The organism is Paenibacillus hodogayensis (assembly GCF_039536325.1).
Classification (GTDB): Bacteria; Bacillota; Bacilli; order Paenibacillales; family NBRC-103111; genus Paenibacillus_AB; species Paenibacillus_AB hodogayensis.
Genome location: NZ_BAAAYO010000001.1, coordinates 202,722 through 223,265, shown reverse-complemented (window position 1 = coordinate 223,265; position 20,544 = coordinate 202,722). Strand labels below are relative to the sequence as shown.

Here is a 20,544-nt window from a genome sequence, read left to right as displayed (position 1 = left end):
GAACGTAAAGCGCACCGCCAAGCAAGGGCCGAGCAAGCCGGGGATAAAGGAGAACAAGCGAATGGAATGCCTGGAATGGCCCGTCTCGTCGCTTCCGCAGCTCGTCACGGTCGGACACGCCGTCTGGAAGCCGGGCATGCGGCATTTTTCCCGCAAATTCGGGTTATACGACGTTCTGTTCGTCAAGACGGGGTGCATCTATATGGCCGAGAACGGACGGGAGTTCGAAGTGCGCGCCGGGCAGATGCTGACGCTCGAGCCCGGAATGAAGCACGTCGGGTATCGCGATACGGAAGAAGCGACCGAGCTGTTCTGGATTCATATGAAGCACGATTCCGTCCGAACGGTAGTGCCGTCGGAGCAGATTCCGTGGTCGCTCGTGCTGCGCAAGGGCAGCGACACCGATAAGGGACCGCTCGTCCGGCCGATGTACATGCCCAAGTTCGGCAGCCTGGAGCTGTCCGCCTTATGGGGAATACTGGAGGAAATGGTGCGGCTGCATAATGGGCTGACCGTGGAAAACGTGTTGAAGCTGCAAGCGCAATACGTATTGCTATTGGCTAAGCTGCAGGAGCTTCTGCGCACGTCCAGGTCGGAGACCCGCTCCGGGCGGCTGGCGGCGGCGGTATCCGCTTATTTGCGGAAGCAGGAGCGGCAGCCTTTCTCGACGGCGCAGTTGGAGAAGGAGTTTCATTACAATCTCGATTATATCTCCCGCTGTTTGAAGCAGCATACGGGCATGAGTCCGATGGAATATGTGCGCCATATGCGGATCGAAAGCGCCAAGCGGCTGCTCGAGCAGCCGGAGGAACTGACCGTGAAGCAGGTAGCCGAGCGGGTCGGCATCCCGGACGCCAACTATTTTGCCCGGATGTTCCGCAAGGAAACGGGGTTGTCCCCGGCCGTTTACCGGAAAAAACGGCTTGGCTACAGTTGAGACGCAGCGGAGCAGACGAGCGGCCTTTCCGGTGCCAAAGATCCCGAAGCCCAGATTTCGCGGTCGGCGAAGAGCGCGTTTTTCCGTTAGAAAGGCAATGGCCTTGCAGCGAGTTTGAACTCTGAATAAAGCCGGAGGAAAGAGAAAGATGGACAGGGAACCTGTAGCGCTCATTACCGGCACGTCCAGCGGCTTTGGCATGCTGACGGCGGTGAAGCTTGCGCAGCTCGGATACCGGGTTGTCGCGGGGATGCGCAATATTAACGATAAAGGAATGCTGCTGGAGAGAGCCAGACGGGTCGGAGTCGAAGCGTCGATCGAGGTCGTCAGGCTCGACGTGACCGACGAAGAGACGGTAGAGCGCGTCGTTGCGGACGCGCTGACCCGCTACGGGGAGCTTGACGTGCTGGTGAACAATGCCGGATTTGCGCTCGGCGGATTCATCGAGGAGCTGTCCATGGACGATTGGCGGCGGCAGATGGAGACGAATTTTTTCGGCCTCGTGGCGATGACGAAGGCGGTCCTGCCGCATATGCGCGTGCGCGGCAGCGGGACGATCGTCAATATCGGCAGCGTCAGCGGCCGGGCCGGCTTTCCCGGCTACGCGCCGTACGCCGCGTCCAAGTTTGCCGTCGAAGGGTTCAGCGAAAGCCTGCGCCATGAAATGGCGCCGTACGGGGTGAACGTCGTGCTCGTCGAGCCGGGCGCGTACAAAACGCCGATTTGGAGCAAAGGACTCGCCCATATCCGCACGTCCGCCGACTCCCCGTACGCCAACACTTTGCAAAACGTGTTGAATTACTCCGAGAGAGCGGCCAGGACGGCCCCCGACCCGCAGCAGGTAGCGGACCTTGTCGGGCGGCTGGTCCGGGTCCGCGCCCCCCGGCTGCGCTACGCGCTCGGGCAGGGGGCCAAGCCGATGCTGTGGGCCAAGGCGCTGCTGCCGTGGAAATGGTTCGAGCGGATTATCCGCATGGCGCTCAAATAACGGGCGCTTATTCGAACCAGCCGCGCGAATCGGGGACGTCCAGCCATGCCCCGTCGCGTTCGGCCGATTCGCGGCTGATCAGGCCGGGCAGCGTCATATCGAGCGCGCGGTGAATGCCGAGCGGGGACGGCTTGCCTTCGGTCAGGGCGTTCAGAAAGTCGGTCATCATGACGTAGTCGCTGCCGCCGTGCCCGCTCGGTCCGAGCATCGCCTCGGGAACGGTTCTCCATACGTCCGGCACATAGTCCCGGCCGACCTTCATTAGGTCGGTCCATTCGCGTTTGTCGTCGTCTCCGCCGCCGCTTTGCAGGAACAGCTTGCCGGCGCCAAGCAGCTCATGCCGGACGCTTTCGTAGCAGCCGCGCGTCCCTTGCAGCGTATAGTTGAGGGCGGTCGGGCGCTCGGAAAGCAGGTCGAGGCGTATTTTGACCAATCGTCCTTTTTCCGTCCGGGCCGTCATGATGCACGTATCCTCCTGCTCGAACGGACGGTTCCCGCTGTCCGTATAATGGCGTCCGCTCCCGATACAGCTGATCTTGACAATCCGGTCGCCTTCCATCCAATCGAGAATCGGTCCGAGGCTGTGCGTGCCGTAGGTGATGCCATTCACGCCGGTTTGCCAGACGCGCCGCCACGGCGTCGCCTCGCATAACGCTTTCGCATCGTGCAAATATTCCCCCTCGGCAAAATAGAGCTCGCCGAACAACCCGTCGCGTACCATATTGGTAATCGTCATATGAGGCTTCATGTAATTGCAGTTCTCGGCCATGATGTAGCGGCCGCGCGACCGTTCCGCCGCTTCGGCAAGCCGCCGGCATTCCTCCAGCGATATGCCGGCGGGCACTTCGCTGATCACGTGCAGCCCTTGATCGAGAGCCAAAATCGCCTGCTCGACGTGCAGGGCCATCGGGGTCCCGATAATAACCGCGTCCAGCTCCGCCTCCGCCAGCATGCTTTCATAGGACAAGTAGCCGGGCACCGCGCCCATATGCTCCCTTGCTTTGTCCAGCCGCTCCTCCGTTACGTCGCACAATGCCGCCAGCTCGGCACGGGGATGGGCACTCAGCGCCTCCCGAAAAATGCGCGGACGCCCCGCCGCTCCGGCGATGCCCACCCTTAACCGTCCATTTCGATCCATACTTTTCCGCTCCTTGTCGCGCTTTCCGGCGCGCAGATTGGCCTAGCCCGCCGTTTCGCGGCAAGCCGCCGGCGGCCTTGTTCGTGGGCCGCGATGCCGGCCGTCAGGCTTTCACTTGCATTATAGACGAGCGGATGCGCGGCGGCTTTGTCTGAAATCGCATTTTTTTGGTTCTTTTTCGCCAAAAGGGAGACAGAGAGGGGGAGCGGCGATATATAATACTAGCAACGGCCTTGATTGCAGCACTCTCCCAGCAAACGGTCTCCGCCAGCGGCAGTCCGGCGCAAGGAGCGTCAAAGTGCCATACGCGCACAAGCGGCGGCCGCCGCCGGAAAGGAGACGCACATGGACATCGACTACCCGGGAATTCGGCTGCGCAGCTACATTACCGTCGACCAACTGTATGCGTTCCATTATTTGGAGTTCACCAAGGATTATAAGTTTCCCGGCGAAAAGCACGATTTCTGGGAGCTGTTCTACGTGGATATGGGCGAGGTGACCGTCCATGTCGAGGAAACGCCTTACCGGCTGAAGCAAGGGGATGTGATGCTGTACAAGCCGAATGCCTACCATCGGCTGTCGGCCAATCGGGTAACCGCTTCCAATTTGTTCGGAATCGCTTTTGCCTGCGGCTCTCCGGCGCTGGACGGGCTGGCCAACCGGCATTTCCGGTTGAACGAAAGCGAGCGGGGACTGCTGGCGCAAATCGTCAAGGAAGGCTACCGGGCGTTTGCCCCGCCGTTCCACGATCCCGCCGTGCATACGATCGAGCGCCGCAGCGACGCCCCGGAAGGGTGCGAGCAGCTGCTGCAAAGCTATCTGGAAATTTTGCTGATCCGGCTGATCCGCCGTTCCAGGAGCGGTCAGGAGCCGGGGGAAAAGCCGCCGTTCGTGTCCAAGGAAAGGCGCGACCGCGATCTGGTCCGCAGCGTGACGGCTTTTCTGCGCGACCGGCTGGATCAGGACGTATCGCTCGACGCCGTGTGCGAGTCGTTCAACGTCGGCAAGACGCATATCACCCGATTGTTTAAAAGGCGGACCGGCTACCCGCTGATGGAATATTTCAAAAGGCTGAAGATCGAGCAGGCGAAGGCGCTCGTTCGGGAAGAACGGCATAATTTTACGGAAATCGCCAGACTGATGGGCTATGGCAGCATTCACCATTTCTCCAAGGCGTTCAAAAAGTACGGCGGCATGACCCCGTCGGAATACGCCAAATCGATTCCGGCCCGTTCGGCCGAACCGGCGGGCGAGGACGGGGAGCGCCAGGAGCGGCCGGAGGAGCGGGCTGAGCGGATCGATCCGCTCGTATTCGCGCCGTCGGACGTATTCGGGCAGAGGTAAAACTTACTAGAGAGGAAAGCGGTGGTACGGTAAATGAGAGGAACCCGGTTAGCCCATAAAATAGCTGTCGTCACGGGTGCCGGCTCGGGCATCGGGGCCGGCATCGCCAGAAGGTTTGCCGCCGAAGGCGCTCAGGTCGTGCTGGCCGACATCGATGGCGACGCCGCGCGCGATGTGGCGCGGACGATTGCGGAGGAAGGCGGCCGCAGCGAGGCCGTCGTGGCCGACATGTCCAGCGAGCGCGACATCGAGGCGTTGTTCGGCCATATCGGCGAGCGGTACGGAAGCCTGCATATCGTCAGTACGAACGCTTACTGGGCTGCGGCCAAAAGCGCCGAGGACACGTCGCTCGCCGAGTGGAGCCGGTGCATGGCCGTCACGCTGACCGCTCCGTTTCTGTGCAGCAAGCTGGCGGTGCCGCTGATGCGGCGGGCGGGCGGCGGCTCGATCGTGCATACGTCCTCCGTCGGGGCGGTCGTCGCTTTCCGCAACAACGCTTCGTACATGGCCGCCAAAGCCGGGGTCATTCAGCTATGCAAATCGATCGCGGTCGATTTCGCCGCGGACGGCATACGCTGCAACGCGATATGCCCGGGCATCGTCGATACGCCGTCGACCCGTGCGGACGAAACGGCGGAGCTAAGAAAGCTGCGGTTGTCGAAGACGTTGGCGGGACGTTACGGGACGCCCGACGATATTGCCTCCGCGGCGGTTTACCTGGCCGGCGACGAGTCCGGCTTCGTTACGGGGACGGCGATGCTGGTCGATTCAGGCTGGTCAATCGTCTAGCTTTCGAACATAATAGAGAAGGAGCGGCATTTGATGATCAAAGACGATTTCGAACTGTTGACCGATACCCCCTTCCTGGCCCTCGATCTCGAGGTGATGGAGCGCAATTTGCGCACGATGGCCGCGCTGGCAAAGCAAGCCGGCGTCAAGCTGCGGCCCCATACGAAGACGCACAAAAGCCCATACATCGCCAGAAAGCAGCTGGAATACGGGGCGTCCGGCATTACGGTGGCGAAGCTGGGCGAGGCCGAAGTAATGGCCGATCACGGCATCGACGACATCCTGATCGCGTTCCCGCTCGTAGGGCGGAACAAGCTGAAGCGCTTCGACGCCCTACTGGACCGGGCCAGACTAACCGTCGGCCTGGACGACATCGCCGTCGCCCGGGGCATCAACGAGGTCGGTGAAGCGCGCAAGCAGCGCATCCCCGTCTATGCGGACGTCGATACAGGACTGCACCGGATGGGCCGGGATCCCCTCGCGAGCGTACAGTCGATCCTGGACATCGCCAAACTGCCGTATTTGGAAATACGGGGTTTGATGAGCCATACCGGCCATGCTTATGCCAGACCGACCGAAGAGGAGATTCGGGCTGTGGCGATCGAGGACGCCGAGCTGATGAACGAGACGCGCCTGCAATTGGACCGTCTGGGGCTTCACGTCCCGGAGATCAGCGTAGGCGCCAGCGCGACCGCCAGGTTTATCGGAGAGATCCCGCACGCGACGGAAATGCGCCCGGGCATGTATGCGTTTAACGACCGGTTCGTCATGGCGGCGGGCGGGGCAGAGGAGAGGGATTGCGCCGTTACGGTGTACGCGACCGTCGTCGCCCGGCCGACGCCGGAGCGGATTATTATCGACGCCGGCAGCAAGACGTTCGCCGCGGACGCGTTCAAACACGGCGGACACGGCCATGTGATCGGGCATCCGAACTTGACCTTGAAGGCGCTCTCGGAGGAGCATGGCACGATTGAGGTGGCCGGCTCGTCGGACCTGCAGATCGGCGACGTGCTGCGCATCATACCGAATCATATTTGTCCGGCCATCAATCTGGCCGACGAGCTGTACGGCTTCCGCAACGGGGAGCTGGAGACGATTGTTCCGGTGCTGGGCCGAGGAAAGAACCGGTAAACGAGAGCGAAGGGAGCTTGACCGATATGGCATTTGACCTGCTCATCCGCAAGGGCTGGATCGTAGATGGCACGGGAGCGGCGCGATTCAAGGGGGATATCGGCATTGCCGGAGACAAGATTGTCGCGATCGGCAATCTGGAAGGGGCGGAGGCGGAACATGTTGTCGAAGCGGACGGGCTGATCGTATGCCCGGGCTTTATCGACGTGCACGTCCATTCCGAGCTGGCGCTGCTAGGCGGCCCAGACCAGTACGCTCCGATCCGCATGGGCGTGACGACTCAGCTGGCGTCGCCGGACGGGTTCTCGTGGGCGCCGCTTGGGGCCGAACAATTGCGCGAGATGAAAGATTATTTGGCGACTTTTTACGAGGACGACTGCATCGATCCGACGGCGGCGATGCCGATCGACAAGCTGCTCGATCTATTCACAGGCAATCTTCCGTCCAATCTCGTGCTGCAGGTACCGCACGGCTCGATCCGCCAGGCGGTGCTCGATTGGACGACTCGCCCGGCGGACGATGCGGAGATCGCCGAGATGAGCAGGATCGTTCGGGACTGGATAGAGCGCGGAGCGAAAGCGTTCGCGACCGGTCTCGAATACGAGCCGATGAGGCGGGCCGATCTGCGCGAACTGGTTGCACTGTCGCGCACGGTCGCCGAATACGGCGGTATCTATGTCGCTCATCAGCGGGGTTACGCGCGCAACGTCCGGACAGGCTGTGAGGAGACGTTCGCCATCGGCGTGCAAGCCGGCATTCCGGTGCATATATCCCATTTTACGGTCGATCCCGACGCTGCGGAAGAGCTGGAGCGGGGGAAAGCGCTCGGAGCCGATGTCACCTTCGATATGTACCCGTATACGGCTGGGAGCACGCATCTGCTGCTGAACCTGCCTCCGTTCGCTCAGGAGGGAAGCCCGCTCGAGGTGCGCCGGCGGCTGGCCGATCCTTCGTTCCGGCGGGGGCTGGACGCGCATATCGGACAGGCGTTCCCGCCCGAGCTCGTGCGCTTCGCTTCCGTCGGCCAGCAGCGGCCGGCCGGCTCATACGAGTCCGGCATGCCGGCCGCTCCCGAATGGATCGGCGAGATTCGCGGCTGGGAAGGCCGCATGCTCGGAGATGTGCGCGAGGAGCTGGGCATCGGTCTGACCGATCTCGTCTGCGACCTAATCGTCCATACGGAATACCCGTCGCTGATGATTTTCCATTGGCCGGAGGAGCGGCACCGCTACCTGGAGGAGACGTTTAAGCATCCACTGCACATGGTCAGCACGGACGGCATTTATGCCGGCGTCAGCCCGCACCCGCGCGGCTTCGGCTCTTATCCGAAAATATTCCATTCGATCGTCAACGAGCGGGGCTGGCTGACGATCGAGCAGGCGGTGCGCAAAATGACCGCGTTCCCGGCCGAACGGTTCGGCCTCGACCGGCGCGGCCGGCTGGAGCAAGGCTGGCACGCCGATATCGTCGTGTTCGATCCGCTCCGCATTCGCGACCGCGCGACATTCGCCGAGCCGCGCCTCGAGCCGGAAGGGATCGATCATGTCGTGGTCAACGGCCGCTTCGTGCTTCGGGACGGCCGCGTCGTACCGGGCAACCCGGGGCGGATCGTGCAATAATTTGGTTATTCAACTGAAGGAGGAATTTTACTATGTCTAACGTTCGCGAACAATTCGATAAAGTGAAGCAATCGCTCGGTTTCAAGGAAACGCCGCCCGTGAAGGACCCGAAGCTTGTCCTTCCGGTAAGGGTGGACGGAAACGTCGCCTACGTGTCCGGCAACGTCGCGTTCGCGGCGGGCGAGCTGTTGTACAAGGGGCGTATCGGCGCCAACGTGACGATCGCGGAAGGCAAGCTTTCCGCCGCGCATTCGGTGCTGAACTGCCTGACGGCGCTCGACCGCGAAGTCGGTCTGGAAAAGGTGGATAAGGTGCTGAAGGTGACCGGCTATTTAAGCTGCACCGAGGACGTGACCGAGCAGCCGGAAATCATGCACGGCGCCAGCGAGGTGCTGGTCGAAATTTTCGGCGATGCCGGCAAGCATGCGCGTGCGGCCGTAGGCATTCACACGCTGCCGCTCGGCGCTTCGACCGAAGTGGATATGGTCGTTTCGCTTAAGGCGTAACATGGCTGCTATTTTGCTCTATTGGCTTGCCGTCAACGTCGTGGGCTTTTTTATCTTCGGTTACGACAAACTGAAGGCTGTGCGCAAGGAGCGGCGAATACCCGAGAAGCGCCTCTTTCTCGTGGCCGCTCTCGGCGGCGCGGCGGGCGCTTGGATCGGAATGAGGTCGTTCCGCCACAAGACGAAGCATGCGTCGTTCACGTTCGGCGTTCCCGCCTTACTGCTGCTCAATATCGTATGCGTGGGCTTGCTGATCAAAGCGTTCGGGTAGAGAAGAAGGACCGGTTGGCGGAAGTAGGAGGAGTCGTGCGGAGGCGCGGCTCCTTTTTGCTGTTCCGGTCGATCCGCCGTTCTCCATCCTTTTCGGAGTGCAAGGGGCTTCAATTAACTCTTTCAACTTATCTAGTACAAAGTCAGAGCTAATCCTGTGTATTCGTCTATTCCACGAATACGGTTTAAGGTCTGACTTTGTACTAGTTCTTTTTAATCAAATTTTTATTGATTTTTACTACATATTTCGACAAAATATGATATTATTCTTCATAGCCTCACACTTTCCGTTAAGGAGGGAATTGAATGTCAGTAGCCCCATCGCCAGTACGCAAATGGAACGTCCGCAGCATCTCGATCCGCAAAAAGTATTCGATCCTCATGCTTGCCATCGCCATCGTTCCTTTGGTCGTCTCCACCGTGTTTTTCGTTCTCTATTTTGCAAACGTGACCCGCACGGAAAACGCCAAAGTCGTCCACGAGGTGCTCAATTCGAACGTGGATCGGCTGGACCAATGGATGGAAAGCAAGGCGAGTGCGCTGCAATCGCTGATCAAACAGCACAAGGAGTTTGGCTCGGGCAATCCGTCCGCGATTTTGCCCGTGCTCAAGGTGCTCAAGGAAAGCGACGAGCAGGTAACCGCGCTGAATTACGTCGATGTCAGCGGAGAAGGCAAGGATACGGACAATGTTGCCCTGAACATCGCCGACCGCGAGCATTTCAAGCAGACGAAGGAAACGAAGCGGACGGTCATCGCCGACATGGTCGTCAGCAAAAAAACGGGCAAGTATGTGCTGCCGATCGACGTGCCGATTTTGAACGATTCCGGCGCTTTCACCGGACTATTGTCCGCCACCGTGTCGCCGGACATGCTCGGCAAGCTAACCTCCACGATCCACGTGTCGGATACCGGCTACGGCTACATTCTGTCGGGCGCAGGAGAATATTACACGCACCCCGATCCGTCACGCATCGGCAAGCCTGTCGCGGAATTCGAGACGTCGGCCAGCGCCAAGGCGGCGTTCGAGACGATTGTTTCTACGAGCAGCGGGAACGTGACATATAAGGGCGCAGACGGCCAAGAACGGATTACATACTACGATACGATCCCGAACACGTCATGGAGGCTGCTTGTAACCGTGCCGACCGCAGAAGTGTACGCCAAAGTAGGGGAGGTACAACTGATCGCGTTTGTTTTCCTGCTTGCGGTCATCGTGCTCGTATCGGTTCTGGCGATTGTGGCAACCCGTTCGATTGCGCGTCCGATCGTAGCCATATCCGATTTTATGAAAAAGGTGGCGAATAACGAGTTGAACGAAAGGCTCGCGGTGAAGTCCGATGACGAGATCGGGCAAATGAGCCAGAGCATCAATACGATGGTCGATTCGATCGCGGGCATCGTCGGCAAAATCAACGATACCGTCTCCCAGGTCGCCGCAGCCTCCACGGAGCTGCTGCAATCGGCGGAGCAGTCGTCCCAGGCAGCGTCGCAGATTGCCGAGGCGATCGGGGAAGTGGCGGTCGGGACGGACAGCCAACTGCAGGGGGCGGAGCAGTCGGCCCGGGCGATGGAGGAGACCGCGACGGGCGTCCAGCGGATCGCCGAATCGTCGGGTATCGTGGCCGATCAGACCGGCGTCGTCTCGAACGAGGTAGATTCGGGCTTTACGGATATTCAGGAGGCCATCGAGCAAATGAATGTCATCGCCTCGACGGCGAACGATTCGTCCACGGTTATCGCCGAGCTGTACCGGCATTCCGATGAGATCGGCCAAATCGTGGACGTCATCTCGACCATTTCCAGCCAGACGGCTTTGCTTTCGTTGAACGCTTCCATCGAGGCGGCCCGAGCGGGCGAGCAGGGGAGAGGCTTCGCGGTCGTTGCCAATGAGGTGAAGAAGCTGGCGGAGCAGACGACCAGCTCGGTGTCGAGCATCGTCCAACTGGTGCGCCTGATTCAGCAGTCGGCGGACTCTGCCGTGAAATCGATGAACCGGAATGTGGCGGAAATTAACGGAGGCATCGGGAAAATGCGGGAGATCGGCGAATCGTTTACGACGATCCGTTCCTCGATCCGCGACGTATCTTCGCAAATTCAGGAGGTGTCCGCCACGACGGAGCAAATATCGGCCGGAACCGAGCAGATTACCGCTTCGTTCGCCGAAATGGTCGGCATCTCCAAGCAATCGGCGGACAATTCGCAATCGGTGGCCGCCTCGGCGGAGGAGCAGACGGCCATCATGGAAAATATCGCCGTCTCGGCCCAATCGCTCAACCGGCTCATGGGCGAGCTGAACGATTTGATCAGAGTGTTCAAACTGTAGACTGCTATAAGACGTTGAAACGGCAAGGGTTACGACTCCTTGCCGTTTTGCTTTTTGCTGCGCATTGACCGGTTGCGGCAGCGAATCTATAATGCTTGTAAGAAGCCCGCAGCACCGGGCGAATGGATAAGGACCATCGTTTCGGAGGGACCGCCATGCAGATCAGAATGTTCAACCACCATACGTTTCATTCCGGGTACAAAGGGAAAAGCGGGGGCATTCACCCGTACTTCGAAATTTTGTATGTGACTCAAGGAAAGGCATTATTGGAATGGATGGGAAACCAGTACGAAATCCCGTCCCCGAGCCTGTGCATCTTGACCCCGAATACGCCCCATCAAATCGTCCAGTTTCAGACGCCGTTCAGCTTCTGGTATATCGAGCTGGATATCGGGGAGGGGGATGCTTTTCCGACAATCGAGCAGGCGATCCATTGGAATCGTTTACAAAAAGTGGCGGATTACGACTCTGACGAGCTGCGCCCGATCAAGCAGACGCTAGACGCCTTGAGCATGGCGCTGGAGCTCAAACATCGGGACGACAACCGTTACGACGAGGAGATCGTTATGCTTGATATCAGGAAGACGGTACGCCTTATTCAAAACGATCTCCGGTATCGGCTTCAGGCCGTTTCCGAAGCGAACGACAAGTCGAGCCGGGATTTTATCCAGACACTGATGAGACATATGGAAACGAGCTACTACGAACCGATCGACTTGGCCCGGTTGTCGAAACGGGTGCATCTTAACTCCTCCTATCTCGTGCGGGCCTTCAAGCACGAGACCGGGGTAACGCCCATGCAATATTTGAACAAGCTGCGGCTGAGCGCGGCGATCAGCTATTTGGTCAACACCGATATGGGCGTGCAGCAGATCGCGGAGGCGACCGGCTTTAACAGCATCCACTATTTTTCCCGGCTGTTCAAGCGCAAGTACGGGAGCAGTCCCCAGCAATGGCGGCTCGCGAACAGGAAGTAGAGCCGGCGGGGTACAATGAAACTAAGACTCAAGCAGCTGTCATAGGCGAAGTTCGCCATGGCGGCTTTTTTTAGTCGGAGCGAGTAAAGACGAGACCTGATTGCTTTGGCCGGGGTCGCGTTCGGGAGGCTCCTTTTTTTCCCATGTCAGTTTTGTACAAACGGGATTGCTTGACGATATGCAGAAAGCGGTTTCCAGAAATCTCCGCAGCCTGCGATAAGTGCGGTTCATCTAAAGACCGCGCCGCGGCGTTTCATTATGATTGTGGTGTAGCGATTAACCAAGGGGGAATCACAATGAAACGTTTATGGACGTTAGCGGCGCTCGCGGCGGCGCTGGCCGCGACGACGGGCTGCGGCCAGGGAGGCGAGGGAAAGTCGAAAGAACAGGAAGCGGCGAACGGCGCCAAAGACGTACAGACCGCTCCGGAACCGGTCACGCTGACGCTGTACATGCAGAACGCGTTTCCGATCCAGGATATGATCGTCGAGGCGGTACGCAAAAAATATCCGCACATTACGCTGCAGCCGCTGCTCAGGCAGAAGGGGCAACTGCCGGAAGATCTCGTGGCGGCGGGCACGTTCCCGGACTTGATCTACAACAGTACGCCGTGGTATGCGGAATATATCAACCTGAACGTGCTCCAGGACTTGACCGAGCTTGTAAAGAAAAACGGCTTTGACGTATCGAAGCTCGACCCGCTTGCCATCGAGGCGATCAAGATGTGGGGAGACAAGGGCGAGCTGTATGCATTGCCGATCTATCGCAACTTCGCCGTTCTGTATTACAACAAGGACTTGTTCGACAAGTTTGGCGTCGCTTACCCGAAGGACGGCATGACCTGGAAGCAGGCGGCGGAGCTGGCGGTCAAAGTAACGCGGACGGATGGCGGCGTTTCGTACAAAGGTCTGGACGCGAGCGATTCGTACTCGGCCGTCTCGCAATTGACGACCCCGTTCGTGAAAGCCGACGGCAAAGCGAATTTGGAGGCGGAGCGATTCGCGCTGGCGCTGGACAACCTGAGGACGATCTACGGTATACCGGGCAACAGCCGGGGCAACAACATGACGGATTTCTACAAAGGAACGGTGGCGATGTCGGCTTTCTGGAATGTTCTCGGCAATTTCGAGGATTATTACAAGAAAGGCGTCAATCAAAACTGGGACATGGTGACGATGCCGACTTACGAGCAAGTGCCGGGCAAGTCGTTCCAGGTCGACTCGCACAATTTGAGCATTTCTTCGCTCAGCAAGCATAAAGAGGCAGCTTTCCAGGTCATCGCCTACATGACCTCCAAGGAGATCCAAATGGACATCAGCCGCAGCGGCTACGTGTCCAGCCTCGTCGATCCCGAGCCCCAGAAAGTGTTCGGAGAGAACCTCCAGTCGCTCAAGGGCAAAAACACGGAAGCGATCTTCAAGCTGCAGTCGGCGCCGTTGTACAAGGTGCATGCCTACGATTCGATCGTCAGGGCCGAGCTGGCCAAAGCGCTTAATGAAGTATTGACCGGCAAGGACATCAATTCGGCATTGAGGGACGCGAACGACAGGGCGGACAAGCTGCTGGAGCAGCAGAAGAAAAGATGAACGAGGGGATGCCCCCGACCCGTATATACTAAGGAGCGTGACGCGTAGCATGAAGACAAACTCGGAAAACGATCTATTGCCGCAACATGCCGGACATGATGGGGACAGCCGCACGATGAGCCGGAGGGACCTGCTGACGGCCCTCTCGCTCGCGGGAGCTGCGGCCGCGACGGGCGTCATGCTCGGGGGACGGAGCGGATTTGCGGCAGCTGCGGACTCGGGTCCGCTCGTCCATTCCGTCATGAACGCCGTATATGGCCAAAATCCGGAGGACTGCTGTTCGCCGCTCGTCGGCTTCGACCACGTGGCGGAGATGAAGCTCGCGGACCTTCCGGCCGGAAAGCTGGCCAGCACCGTCTCCTATTATGCCGGCTGGGCGGGCTCGCCGCTCGGTCCGCTAGGCGGCGCGATGTATGATATCGTCGCTCCGGCGGATTTTGCCGGTACGCCGGACGGTTTCGGCGATCATGCGCTGGTCAACGGCAACATCGCTGTCATTCGCAAGACGGGGGGACTACTCGCTACCCGCTATGGAGCGAAAGGCGACGACGGAGCGACCGACTCGTATCCCCAACTGCAGGCGATGGCGCTTCAACTGAAGAAGCAGGGCGGAGGAACGGCGGTGCTGGATTGGGCCGGCGGCGCATACGGCATCGGGGAGACGATTACGCTGTGGAACAATACGACCTTCGGAGGACCCAATTGGCTGAAAATCATCGCGCAAACGACCTATGATTGCGCGGTTACCGGCGTACCGGGAGCCAAAAACGTGCATATTACCGAGCTGAAGGTGGACGGCGGACTCATCCCGGCGCAGGGCGGACTCTATTTGCGCAGAAACCATACGGAATGGCATGCGGGCAGCATTACGGTCAAAAATGCGGCGCATAGCAAATCGCGCAAAGGGGGCAGAGCCGTAACGTGCGAGGCCGGCGTCAATCCGGGCCTGTACGGGGCAAGGAAAGCGGTTATCGGGAGCATCGTCGCCATCGATTGCTATATGGCGCTCTGTCTCGCCGGAGGAACGAATCAGGAGGATACGGGAGTCGTCGTAAACAGCCTCGTGGCCGAGCGCTGCGAGACGGTCATCGGGCTGTTCGGCAACTCCGCCGGCTACCCCCATTCGGGGGTGAACATGCAGCATGTGGTCGGCGGAGTGGCTGCCCGCAATTGCGGCAAGTCGGTTACGTACGCCCGTCCGCATGGCGCGTTCGTTTCCGATCGCGGCTCGAATGTGCGGATCGGCAGCCTGTCGCTGCATAATGACCCGGCATACGGGACGATCGGTTCCCTGTTCATGGGCGACTGGTCCAACGTCACAGTCGACGGTGCGACGTTTATCGGAGATTGCGGCAGCCTGCTCTCGTTTACCCGCTTCTTCGAAGCCGACACGATCGCCGACGACGTCTTCGCCACGTCGAATTGTGAATTCAAAGGAATCAAGCATATAGGAACGTGCGCGAATGCGGTGACGACGAGCAAGGCCGACGATCTGAAGGTTCGCGATACGGAGCTGGGGCTGGCCACGGACACGGTTACCTCCGGTCTCGTGCTGACGCCGGCTATGGCGGCGAAGACGACCGTCTATTGCAGCATCCAAAACCGGCAGCATCGTACGCGAATCGAAGGGTTCGCGAGCGAGATCGGCTCCGCCGCGCTGCTCTCCGATTACTCCGGGGCGTCCGTCCATTACGGCCTGACGGTTCATGTACCGGCTTATTCGGACGACGCTGCGGCGACAGCGGGAGGCTTGGGCGAAGGAAGACTTTACAAGACGTCAGCGGGCGACGCGAAGGTGAAGTTGTAGCCGGCAGCTTGCGTGTACGGCCGTTCCCTAGACGTCGCTTCGTTCTACGCTGCATATCAACGCTTGCGAGGGCGTTGGCGAACGGCACGAATCTTGACAAGCGAACGATAAAGAGCGGCCGGACCGGTTTATCCGGCTCGGTCGCTCTTTTGGCCCGCATTTAGGAGTCGGATCGTGCAGATCCCGCGAATAGCGCTTCCTCCAGCGCCTCGGCGAACTGCTCGTGAAACTGCCGGTCGGGATGGTTGATGCCGTTGGACAGACGGGTATGTATGTCCACGCCGTCCGCCTCCATCTTCTCCCACATGGCGTAGACGTCCAGCAGCGGCAGGTCGTTCGCCGCAGCGAATGCCCGCAGCGCATCGACATACCGGAACAGATGGCCGGCTTCGTACAAAGCCTTGAATGTCGGAATGTGGCGCGCGTGTCCGGGCGAAATGAGCCCGTTCTCCCGCTTCATCATCATACTTGGCGTAATAAGCAGAATATCGGCGTCCGTCTCTTCCTTGATGAGCCGGACGAGGTCACGGATCGCGCCGATATACGCTTCGACTCCGTTTACCCCGCCATGGGCATCGTTCAAGCCGAACTTGATCGTCACCAGATCGGGGTTGTAGCACAGGACGTCCCGCTGCCACCTTTCTCGGGAACGGGCGACGCTGTCCCCGGATACGCCCGAGTTGATCACGTTGAAGATGCTGGAGGGATACCGCTTGGCCACGCGAAGCCTCAGCAGCTGGTGGTATACCAGTTCGTGCTCGACTGCGCCGTCTTCCATACACCCTTGCGTGACGCTGTCTCCGATCGCCACATAAATAACCGGGCGGGCGGCGGGATTATCCGCCTTTTCCTGCAGCCGGTCGTAGAGTCTAGTAAATTTGTACATAGAGTAAGCCGACCTCTCCTTCGTCATATGGAATTGCCTATAGTCATCTTATCCTATCAGACAGTCCGTGTCGTTGCACGCTATTGACCGAATGGGCGCGATTACGGCTTACCGGGAAGGAAGGGTCCAACGCGCCGGGAGTGCGAACGACGCGCAATTGACGTTAGCCGCGTTCATCGGCGCGTTTCCGAAGGTTTAGCGGCAGAAGCAACCTCCCAGGGAAAGCTTACGCGCCTTGTCATGTCGGACCGACCGGCATGCGGTGACTGTCGAAAGGCCGAACGGGGGCCCCCGGCAGTCCCAGAGCTGCGCGCCGTGTGGACAAGCTCGGTCAATTCCTTTCCCGGTATGTCAATAATGTGCAAACGCACCGGGGAAACGGCAAAGAACGACCGCATTTTCGGCGGGAGGCAAACGACGGATTGGGATAAAACCGCTAAAGACCTCGGCTCCGTCTTTCACTATGATTAGTTGGAACGCGATAACTATCGAAAACGGCGGTGAACGTAATGAATAGCAATCAAACGATGAAAACTTTGCAAATTATCCGTGCCGAGCACGCCGAACTGGTCGACGTCCCGATTCCGGAGCCGGGTCCCGGCGAGGCGCTGGTACGCGTCATGGAAGTCGCCACATGTCCGCAATGGGATTTGCACATTTATTATGGCAAGCCGATGTTCGCGTACGAACAGGCCGTCCCGTTTCCGTACTCCCCCGGCCAGCCCGGACACGAAATGGCAGGCATTGTGGCGAAGGCGGGGCCGGACTGCACGCTGCAGGAAGGACAGAAGGTGGCCGCTTGGCGCGATGCCGGCCATCATCGGGCGGGCTGCTATGCCCAATATGTCGTCATGAAGCAGGACAATTTGCTGGCGCTTCCGGATGAATTGCCGTTCCGCAAAGCCGTTTCGCTCGAGCTCGGCATGTGCGTTGCCGCGAGCATCCTGAAGCTGAAGCAGTCCGCAGGCATTCGCGGACGCCGTTGCGGCGTGAACGGTCTCGGACCGGCGGGATTGATCGCCGTGCAGATGCTGCTGGCCGAAGGCGCGGCGGAGGTAATCGGTCTCGATCCGAACCCGCAGCGCAGAGAGCTGGCGTTGCGGCTTGGCGCTTCCTTGTGCGTCGAGCCGGATTCGGCGGAGATCGCCAAACGCGGCAAGCCCGGCGCGCTCGAGATCGCGATCGATTGCGTCGGCTATCCCCAGGCGGTGCGCAACATTATGGACCGGACGAACGAAGCGGTAGCCCTGTTTGCAGTTCAACGCGACGACTACGTGATTCATCATCAGGGATTAAGCGTGATCGGGTACCCGGGTCATTTCCGCGAGGCGGCGGAATATGCTCTGGAGCTGGTTGTCGCCGGCAAGCTGGACTTCGAGCCGCTGATCAGCTGCGAGCTGCCGCTGGCCGAATACAGCAAGGGCGTGCAATTGCTGAAGATGCAGGAAGCGATAAAAATTTGTTTCATACCGGAGCAATAGACGGTTCGGCCGTCTGTCCCGGCGATACGGAGGATGCGATGAAAGCTCACGCTGTTGTGTTTACGAATAACAATGAGGTCGAATACAAGGAAGTGCAAGTGCCGGAGCCCGGAGACAACGATGTCTTGATCGAGCTGGACTATTCGTGGATCAGCATCGGCACCGAATCGTCTTACTTGAGGGGAGAGCGGATACGCGGCGAAGTGCCGTACCGGCTCGGCGACAGCCGGCCGTTCCCGATCGTGGCCGGTTACCAGAAGACGGGCATCGTTCGGGCTATCGGCTCCGCCGTGCGCGGCTTCGAGGTCGGGGAGCGCGTATTTGCGGCGATCAGCAAGGTATCCGGCATGTTCGACGCGTTCGGCGGACATGTCGATCCGGCGGTTACGCCAGTCAATCATATTTGGAAACTGCCTGCCGGCGCTTCACCCGAAGATTATTGCGGTCTTGTGCTGACTCAGGTCGGCTACAACTGCGGCATGCGGCCTTCGCTGGCCGAAGGGGACGAGGCGGTCGTCATCGGGGACGGGCTCGTCGGGCAATGGGCGGCGCAGACGCTGCTGCACCGCGGGGCGCAGGTTACCGTCCTTGGCCGGCACGACGGCCGGCTTGCCTACCTCCCCTCGCCGATACGGGGGGTAAATACGCGGACGACGGGGTTGTCCGACGCGCTCGCCGGCCGCAGGCTGGCTGTCGTTGTCGATACGGTCGGCGATATGGGGGCGTTTCGCGCCATTCAACCGTATATGAAGCACAACAGCCACTTCGTCTCGGCCGGCTTCCTGGGAGAGGAAGGGACGGTCGACATTCAGACGCTGCGGGGGCAGGAGATTACGCTGCATACGCCGTCGGGCTGGACGGCCGAGCGCATGGAAGCCACGATCGCGGCCATTTCGCAAGGCTGGCTGAAAACGTCTCCTCTCATCACGCACCGCTTTCGCGCGGAGCAGGCCGCCGAAGCCTGGAAGGTGATCCAGAGCGGCAAAGCATCCTGCCTGGGTGTCGTGCTGGACTGGACCTGACGCGGAAGCTGCAAGAAACGGGAACGTACCATGAACCAAACCTCCATGACGCCTGCCGGGCGAATTGGAGGTTTCTTCAATTTGACAATGAGAACGATTATCATGTAATGTTTGAAGGGTTGTCTTTTTCTAGCCAGCAGGGAGCTGAATGAATCATGTCCGTCTACGACCGGTTTCGGGAAATGACGCTTCACTATGCGGGGACCGAGGAGCTTAAACTGGAGGGCCAGGGCGCCATCGCCATACTGGACTGCCGCTATCCGACTTTCGGCTTTGCCGAAAAGGGCGGCGCCAAAGTCACGCTGACTCGGGAAGGCAACAGCCGCTCTGGCAAAATCGTCTCCGGAGAGCTGTTTTATTTGCCATCGAATACGCATTGTACGATACAAAACGAAGAGCAAAGCTCTTTTCAAGCCATATGGATCCGCTTCGTCTGGAAAGGGCAAGCAGAAGAGAAGCTCCGGTCGGCCGGGGATGAGCCGATTGTCGATTTCGGGCTGTTCAGCTTTCGCGTTCCGCAAGTACGCGGCTGGATCGCCGACTTTGTGGAGGCGGGGAGGGAGCTTAAGCCGGATGCCTATTTCCAATTGCAGTCGCACCTTTACTCTATTGCTTCCGCCTTCCTCCGCCATATTGGCGAGCCCAAGATCGCCGACGACGATTTCATCGATTACGTGGAGCGAACGAAGCGGTATATGACCGACCATTACGCCGATGCGATCGACGTCGAACAGCTGGCGCGTCAATCCGGCGTCAGTGCGGGTAGATTTTATCAGGCGTTCCGCAAACATACGGGATTAAGCCCGCACAAATATATGACCGCAATCCGGCTGAACGCCTCGCTGCATATGCTGGCGCATTCGCGCGCCTCCGTAACGGAAGTGGCGCATTGCGCCGGCTATACGGACGAATTGTATTTCAGCCGGCTGTTCAAGAAGCACATGGGCATGACGCCTACCGAATATGCGGCGTGCGCCAACAAAAAAATCGTCATGCAGCCGGTATTCAAGGGCGACTTATCGGTGCTAGGCATCATGCCCGAATGGGTGCTCGATCGAGGCTGGTCGGACGACCCCGAGCCGTATGTGCGGCGTATGGCCGACACAAAGCCGGAACTCGTGCTGACGTCGCCAATTCCCGGCGAGCTGCTGCGCACGGTTGCCGGGATTGCTCCGGTTATCAGCTTGCAGTGGAAAGGGTATCCGTGGAAGGAGAGGCTGCTGCAAATTAGCAGCATTCTCGGCATTGCCAGCGTCGCCGAGCGTTGGCTAGCCTTCTACGACCAGAAAGTGAGCAATGCCCGCCAACTCGTCCGCCGGCATTTGGGGGACACGCCCTTTTTGCTGGCAAGCGCGTACGGCAGCGGCTTTCGCGTATACGGCATGCGGATGAACAAGATCAAGGATCTGTTTTACGATGATTTGCAGGTCAAGCCTCCGGTGCAAGCCGAGCGCTTCGGTCTGCTGGAGGTCGAGTCGCTGCGCGAGGTCGCCGAATTGGGCGGCGAGCACTTGTTGCTGCTCATGCCGCAGTCGCGCTCCGACGAGGAGCTTGCCGGGTACGAGCGGCAGTGGAGGGAGCTTGCTGCCGGCCAAGCTCGACCGCGCTTTCTCCTAATCCGCTACGAGGAGCCGCTCATGTATAACGCCTCGACGAACGAGAGCCTGATCGACCAGACCGTCAACTTGCTGCTAAAGGATACATAGTCTAGAAAAATCCATGCAGCGAGAAAGGATTA

Annotated in this window: 17 protein-coding genes; 15 read left to right on the top strand and 2 right to left on the bottom strand. The window is 59.4% G+C overall.

What is annotated here, in order from left to right; translation table 11 throughout:
* Positions 1 to 61 precede the first annotated feature (61 nt).
* Together ABD796_RS00825 and ABD796_RS00820 are read left to right on the top strand one after the other, a co-directional pair.
* On the top strand, positions 62 to 937 hold the full coding sequence (locus ABD796_RS00825; RefSeq protein ID WP_344901387.1) for an AraC family transcriptional regulator: 876 nt from the start codon (positions 62 to 64) through the stop codon (positions 935 to 937).
* Between the two features lie 148 nt (positions 938 to 1,085).
* A complete protein-coding gene (locus ABD796_RS00820; protein ID WP_344901384.1) occupies positions 1,086 to 1,925 on the top strand; it encodes an SDR family oxidoreductase in 840 nt (279 codons plus the stop codon).
* 7 nt (positions 1,926 to 1,932) lie between these two features.
* On the opposite strand, the gene ABD796_RS00815 is transcribed toward ABD796_RS00820, so the two are convergent.
* Complete coding sequence (locus tag ABD796_RS00815) at positions 1,933 to 3,063, bottom strand: Gfo/Idh/MocA family protein (protein WP_344901381.1); 1,131 nt, start codon at positions 3,061 to 3,063, stop codon at positions 1,933 to 1,935.
* 345 nt (positions 3,064 to 3,408) lie between these two features.
* Between ABD796_RS00815 and ABD796_RS00810 the strand changes: the two genes are divergently transcribed.
* The 10 genes from ABD796_RS00810 to ABD796_RS00765 all read left to right on the top strand — a co-directional run bounded on the left by ABD796_RS00810 (position 3,409) and on the right by ABD796_RS00765 (position 15,417).
* On the top strand, positions 3,409 to 4,407 hold the full coding sequence (locus ABD796_RS00810; protein WP_344901378.1) for a helix-turn-helix domain-containing protein: 999 nt from the start codon (positions 3,409 to 3,411) through the stop codon (positions 4,405 to 4,407).
* A gap of 33 nt (positions 4,408 to 4,440) precedes the next feature.
* The gene (locus ABD796_RS00805) at positions 4,441 to 5,196 is read left to right on the top strand and encodes an SDR family NAD(P)-dependent oxidoreductase (protein WP_344901375.1); all 756 of its coding nucleotides are present in this window, start codon (positions 4,441 to 4,443) and stop codon (positions 5,194 to 5,196) included.
* 33 nt (positions 5,197 to 5,229) lie between these two features.
* Positions 5,230 to 6,327, top strand: a complete 1,098-nt coding sequence (locus ABD796_RS00800) for an alanine racemase (protein ID WP_344901372.1) — start codon at positions 5,230 to 5,232, stop codon at positions 6,325 to 6,327.
* Between the two features lie 26 nt (positions 6,328 to 6,353).
* Entirely contained in the window at positions 6,354 to 7,946 is a 1,593-nt protein-coding gene (locus ABD796_RS00795) for an N-acyl-D-amino-acid deacylase family protein (RefSeq protein WP_344901369.1), read from the top strand.
* A gap of 32 nt (positions 7,947 to 7,978) precedes the next feature.
* Entirely contained in the window at positions 7,979 to 8,452 is a 474-nt protein-coding gene (locus ABD796_RS00790; RefSeq protein WP_344901366.1) for a RidA family protein, read from the top strand.
* Between the two features lies 1 nt (position 8,453).
* Entirely contained in the window at positions 8,454 to 8,723 is a 270-nt protein-coding gene (locus tag ABD796_RS00785) for a DUF1294 domain-containing protein (protein ID WP_344901363.1), read from the top strand.
* A 305-nt stretch (positions 8,724 to 9,028) separates the two neighbouring features.
* Entirely contained in the window at positions 9,029 to 11,047 is a 2,019-nt protein-coding gene (locus ABD796_RS00780) for a methyl-accepting chemotaxis protein (protein WP_344901360.1), read from the top strand.
* 155 nt (positions 11,048 to 11,202) lie between these two features.
* Positions 11,203 to 12,024: a helix-turn-helix domain-containing protein gene (locus ABD796_RS00775; protein ID WP_344901357.1), complete on the top strand. Its 822-nt coding sequence runs from the start codon at positions 11,203 to 11,205 to the stop codon at positions 12,022 to 12,024.
* Between the two features lie 296 nt (positions 12,025 to 12,320).
* The gene (locus tag ABD796_RS00770) at positions 12,321 to 13,610 is read left to right on the top strand and encodes an ABC transporter substrate-binding protein (protein WP_344901354.1); all 1,290 of its coding nucleotides are present in this window, start codon (positions 12,321 to 12,323) and stop codon (positions 13,608 to 13,610) included.
* A gap of 49 nt (positions 13,611 to 13,659) precedes the next feature.
* The gene (locus ABD796_RS00765; protein ID WP_344901351.1) at positions 13,660 to 15,417 is read left to right on the top strand and encodes a hypothetical protein; all 1,758 of its coding nucleotides are present in this window, start codon (positions 13,660 to 13,662) and stop codon (positions 15,415 to 15,417) included.
* 160 nt (positions 15,418 to 15,577) lie between these two features.
* Here ABD796_RS00765 and ABD796_RS00760 read toward each other — a convergent pair whose 3' ends face one another.
* Positions 15,578 to 16,303 carry an SGNH/GDSL hydrolase family protein gene (locus tag ABD796_RS00760; RefSeq protein ID WP_344901347.1) on the bottom strand — a complete coding sequence of 242 codons (726 nt, stop codon included), beginning with the start codon at positions 16,301 to 16,303 and terminating at the stop codon, positions 15,578 to 15,580.
* 509 nt (positions 16,304 to 16,812) lie between these two features.
* Here ABD796_RS00760 and ABD796_RS00755 point away from each other — a divergent pair.
* The 3 genes from ABD796_RS00755 to ABD796_RS00745 all read left to right on the top strand — a co-directional run bounded on the left by ABD796_RS00755 (position 16,813) and on the right by ABD796_RS00745 (position 20,512).
* Positions 16,813 to 17,784, top strand: a complete 972-nt coding sequence (locus ABD796_RS00755) for a zinc-dependent alcohol dehydrogenase (protein WP_344901344.1) — start codon at positions 16,813 to 16,815, stop codon at positions 17,782 to 17,784.
* Complete coding sequence (locus tag ABD796_RS00750; RefSeq protein WP_344901341.1) at positions 17,763 to 18,806, top strand: zinc-binding dehydrogenase; 1,044 nt, start codon at positions 17,763 to 17,765, stop codon at positions 18,804 to 18,806. The genes ABD796_RS00755 and ABD796_RS00750 overlap by 22 nt, the downstream gene beginning before the upstream one ends.
* Positions 18,807 to 18,961: 155 nt before the next feature.
* The gene (locus ABD796_RS00745; protein ID WP_344901339.1) at positions 18,962 to 20,512 is read left to right on the top strand and encodes a helix-turn-helix domain-containing protein; all 1,551 of its coding nucleotides are present in this window, start codon (positions 18,962 to 18,964) and stop codon (positions 20,510 to 20,512) included.
* The last annotated feature ends 32 nt before the right edge of the window (positions 20,513 to 20,544 follow it).

Excerpts from the sequence above, each read along its gene's own strand:
- ABD796_RS00825 (WP_344901387.1), top strand. The coding sequence starts at position 62 with ATGGAATGCCTGGAATGGCCCGTCTCGTCGCTTCCGCAGCTCGTCACG.
- ABD796_RS00820 (WP_344901384.1), top strand. The coding sequence starts at position 1,086 with ATGGACAGGGAACCTGTAGCGCTCATTACCGGCACGTCCAGCGGCTTT.
- ABD796_RS00815 (WP_344901381.1), bottom strand. The coding sequence starts at position 3,063 with ATGGATCGAAATGGACGGTTAAGGGTGGGCATCGCCGGAGCGGCGGGG.
- ABD796_RS00810 (WP_344901378.1), top strand. The coding sequence starts at position 3,409 with ATGGACATCGACTACCCGGGAATTCGGCTGCGCAGCTACATTACCGTC.
- ABD796_RS00805 (WP_344901375.1), top strand. The coding sequence starts at position 4,441 with ATGAGAGGAACCCGGTTAGCCCATAAAATAGCTGTCGTCACGGGTGCC.
- ABD796_RS00800 (WP_344901372.1), top strand. The coding sequence starts at position 5,230 with ATGATCAAAGACGATTTCGAACTGTTGACCGATACCCCCTTCCTGGCC.
- ABD796_RS00795 (WP_344901369.1), top strand. The coding sequence starts at position 6,354 with ATGGCATTTGACCTGCTCATCCGCAAGGGCTGGATCGTAGATGGCACG.
- ABD796_RS00790 (WP_344901366.1), top strand. The coding sequence starts at position 7,979 with ATGTCTAACGTTCGCGAACAATTCGATAAAGTGAAGCAATCGCTCGGT.
- ABD796_RS00785 (WP_344901363.1), top strand. The coding sequence starts at position 8,454 with ATGGCTGCTATTTTGCTCTATTGGCTTGCCGTCAACGTCGTGGGCTTT.
- ABD796_RS00780 (WP_344901360.1), top strand. The coding sequence starts at position 9,029 with ATGTCAGTAGCCCCATCGCCAGTACGCAAATGGAACGTCCGCAGCATC.
- ABD796_RS00775 (WP_344901357.1), top strand. The coding sequence starts at position 11,203 with ATGCAGATCAGAATGTTCAACCACCATACGTTTCATTCCGGGTACAAA.
- ABD796_RS00770 (WP_344901354.1), top strand. The coding sequence starts at position 12,321 with ATGAAACGTTTATGGACGTTAGCGGCGCTCGCGGCGGCGCTGGCCGCG.
- ABD796_RS00765 (WP_344901351.1), top strand. The coding sequence starts at position 13,660 with ATGAAGACAAACTCGGAAAACGATCTATTGCCGCAACATGCCGGACAT.
- ABD796_RS00760 (WP_344901347.1), bottom strand. The coding sequence starts at position 16,303 with ATGTACAAATTTACTAGACTCTACGACCGGCTGCAGGAAAAGGCGGAT.
- ABD796_RS00755 (WP_344901344.1), top strand. The coding sequence starts at position 16,813 with ATGAATAGCAATCAAACGATGAAAACTTTGCAAATTATCCGTGCCGAG.
- ABD796_RS00745 (WP_344901339.1), top strand. The coding sequence starts at position 18,962 with ATGTCCGTCTACGACCGGTTTCGGGAAATGACGCTTCACTATGCGGGG.